This window comes from Aeromonas sp. s9, from assembly GCF_040907765.1.
GTDB lineage: Bacteria > Pseudomonadota > Gammaproteobacteria > Enterobacterales > Aeromonadaceae > Aeromonas > Aeromonas caviae.
Genome location: NZ_JBFOCK010000007.1, coordinates 1 through 3,117, shown reverse-complemented (window position 1 = coordinate 3,117; position 3,117 = coordinate 1). Strand labels below are relative to the sequence as shown.

The following is a 3,117-nucleotide window of genomic DNA, read 5'->3' as shown; positions in this document are numbered from 1 at the left end:
CAAGCAATACATTCAAAACCAGCGGGGCTGACGCCCCGGCGAAATTCCCCTCCCACCTACGTCGGAGGGAGTCCCCTTTCGCATTTAAGATGGAGATCGGGGAACAGGGTGTCGTTGAGTGCCAGGGTATGCAGGCGACTGGCCAGTGAAGCAGGGTGTGACATGATGGCTCCTTGACTGGATAGATCCAAATGGTCCTTTTTGAATCAATCATAGTCTTTGGGATCTCTGTGACACCCTGGTGACGCGCCTAGGGACGAGTAAGGGTCGTCATCGAAGGCCATGGGGAATCAGGAAAGCAAGCAGGTGGCGGTTTGGCGCGCCATCGGGCAGGGGGGCCGTGGACAGGCCCGGAAGAGCAGATATGAAAAAGCCCAGCCAAAAGGCTGGGCTTTAGAATGTGGCTCCCTCGACAGGACTTGAACCTGTGACATACGGATTAACAGTCCGCCGTTCTACCGACTGAACTACGAGGGAATTGGCTCCTCCTACTGGACTTGAACCAGTGACATACGGATTAACAGTCCGCCGTTCTACCGACTGAACTAAGGAGGAATAGCCTGTCTCGTCGAGACGGGGCGGATATTAATGGCCCATCTCCTGGGTGTCAACCCGCCTGTCGGCGTAAAAAATGGCTTTTTGGCCCGTTTGCCCAAAACTTGGGCAACGCGGACTATTTTCAGCACAATCAGGAGCTTGAGATCGCGCCTTCGGTCGGGTTGTGCCTGCTTGGTATCCTGATTCCCGCATACTGCCAGGAGGAGGCGTGGTGTCGTTCATCCGCAGAGTACCGTGCCCGGGGAAACCTGCCGTGGCGGGAAACGGCGTTGATATTCGGGGTGTCACCGACAATATTGCGCGCTCATGGCCATTTCTTGATCCCGCCCATCGAATTATCTGGCCGGGTCGGGTATGGTTGCCTTCGATACCATCGCCGCGTCGACAGCTCTGCCGGCCCTTGATGATGATCGGGTGCCGGTTCACCCCGGCCTTTGTCTCCCTCTTCTGGTATTACCCTAGACATGCACAATCAAGCTTCCTTACAAGGCGTGAAGCTGGCCATCGCATTGCGCCAATCCTGCATTGACGAACCCTACAGCGTGGCGCGCTTTGGCCGCGACCTCATCGCCGGCATCACGGTCGGCATCATCGCCATTCCCCTTGCCATGGCGCTGGCCATCGCCAGTGGGGTGCCGCCCCAGCACGGGCTTTATACCGCCATCATCGCCGGCATCGTCATCGCCGTGACCGGGGGATCCCGCTTCTCCATCTCGGGCCCCACTGCCGCCTTCGTGGTGATCCTCTACCCGGTGGCCCAGCAATTTGGCGTGGGCGGCCTCTTGATGGCCACCCTGATCTCGGGCTGTTTCCTGGTGGCCATGGGCATGGCGCGTCTCGGGCGCCTCATCGAGTACATTCCCCCCTCGGTGACCCTGGGGTTCACCGGTGGTATCGCCATCGTCATCGCCACCCTGCAGATCAAGGATTTCTTCGGCCTGCAGGTCCTGGAGATGCCGGAAACCTATCTGGGCAAGGTACAGGCGCTGGCCCATGCCTTGCCAAGCTGGCAATGGGGAGACACCCTGGTGGGTGTGGCAACCCTGGCGGTGTTGCTGCTCTGGCCGAGATTGCGCCTGCCGGTACCCGGCCATCTGCCCGCCGTGCTGGTGGGGGTGGGGCTCGGGTTGGGTCTGCACCAGTTCGGGGTGGACGTCGCCACAATCGGCAGCAAGTTCAGCTATACCTTGGCCGACGGCAGTCAGGGCATGGGCATTCCCCCCATCGCCCCGACCCTGGTGATGCCCTGGGCGCTGCCGGGGCCGGACGGGGCGCCGGTGGAGTGGAACCTCGCCGCCATCGAGCGGCTGCTGCCCGCCGCCTTCTCCATGGCCATGCTGGGGGCCATCGAATCCCTGCTCTGCGCCGTGGTGCTCGATGGTATGACGGGTCGCAAGCACAGCTCCAACGGCGAGCTGGTGGGGCAGGGCCTTGGCAACATCCTGGCTCCTTTCTTCGGTGGCATCACGGCGACGGCCGCCATCGCGCGCTCCGCCGCCAACGTGCGGGCCGGTGCCACCTCGCCCATTTCCGGTATTGTCCATGCGCTGGTGGTGCTGGCTGCCATCCTGGTGCTGGCTCCCTGGCTCTCCTGGTTGCCGCTCTCTGCCATGGCCGCCCTGTTGCTGCTGGTGGCCTGGAACATGAGCGAGGCCCACAAGGTGGTGGATCTGGTGCGCCGGGCGCCCAAATCCGATGTACTGGTGCTGCTGGTCTGCCTGTCGCTGACCGTCATCTTCGACATGGTCATCGCCATCACCTTCGGGGTGATCCTGGCCTCTTTGCTGTTCATGCGCGAGATAGCCAAGATGACCAGGCTGCACAACCTGGCGGATCACAAACGCTATGCCAGCGAGGTGTCCCCCTCGACCCTTGTCTACAAGATCAACGGACCATTGTTCTTTGCCGCCGCCGAGCGGGTTTTTGACGAATTGCTTGCCCAGGTGAAGGACCACAAGGAGTTGATCCTGCAAATGGAGGCGGTCTCCATCCTGGATGCTGGCGGTCTCACCGCCTTCCAGCAGTTCGCAAAACGCATGGCCAAGGCGGGGGTCCGTCTCAAGGTGGCTGAATTGCAATTCCAGCCCCTCAAGACCCTGGCGCGGGCCAAGGTGCGTCCGGTGGCGGGAGAGCTGGAGTTCTACGGCTCGCTGGAAGAGGCAATTCGAGGAGAACATTTGCACGAAGCGGTTGAAAATTGATGGAAAGGGATAGGAAACGGCATATTTTTAGTCACTTGGTTCGCTTATTGAGCAAACAGTGGCAAAAGATAAAAAATTGCATTGACCGCCTCGCGCCTATCCCTTACATTACGCCCCGTTCCAGCGCAACGGCGCAGCGAATTCGTGCTGGCTGAACACGTTAAAGCGCAGACCAAAATTGGGTGCGGTGTCCGAGTGGCTGCCCACCGACGAAGTCGGCAAGATGCACGCGCAGCGTGCTCCGAAAGCCACTTCAAGCAGTGAAAATTTGGTGAGGTGTCCGAGTGGCTGAAGGAGCACGCCTGGAAAGTGTGTATACGGCAACGTATCGAGGGTTCGAATCCCTCCCTCACCGCCA

General features: G+C 60.3%; 1 protein-coding gene and 3 tRNA genes. 2 read left to right on the top strand and 2 right to left on the bottom strand.

The features are described from left to right. Nucleotides 1-401 precede the first annotated feature (401 nt). Together AB5Y54_RS00900 and AB5Y54_RS00895 are read right to left on the bottom strand one after the other, a co-directional pair. Nucleotides 402-477, bottom strand: a tRNA-Asn gene (locus AB5Y54_RS00900). A gap of 2 nt (nt 478-479) precedes the next feature. Then, nucleotides 480-555: transfer RNA gene (locus tag AB5Y54_RS00895), tRNA-Asn, on the bottom strand. Between the two features lie 467 nt (nt 556-1,022). On the opposite strand from AB5Y54_RS00895, the gene dauA reads away from it, so the two are divergent. Next, nucleotides 1,023-2,759, top strand: a complete 1,737-nt coding sequence (gene dauA / locus AB5Y54_RS00890) for a C4-dicarboxylic acid transporter DauA (protein WP_111897047.1) — start codon at nt 1,023-1,025, stop codon at nt 2,757-2,759. 270 nt (nt 2,760-3,029) lie between these two features. Further along, nucleotides 3,030-3,117 (top strand) — tRNA-Ser (locus tag AB5Y54_RS00885).

Bases quoted from the DNA above. Each gene is read 5' to 3' on its own strand.
- dauA (WP_111897047.1), top strand. From the start codon at position 1,023: ATGCACAATCAAGCTTCCTTACAAGGCGTGAAGCTGGCCATCGCATTG.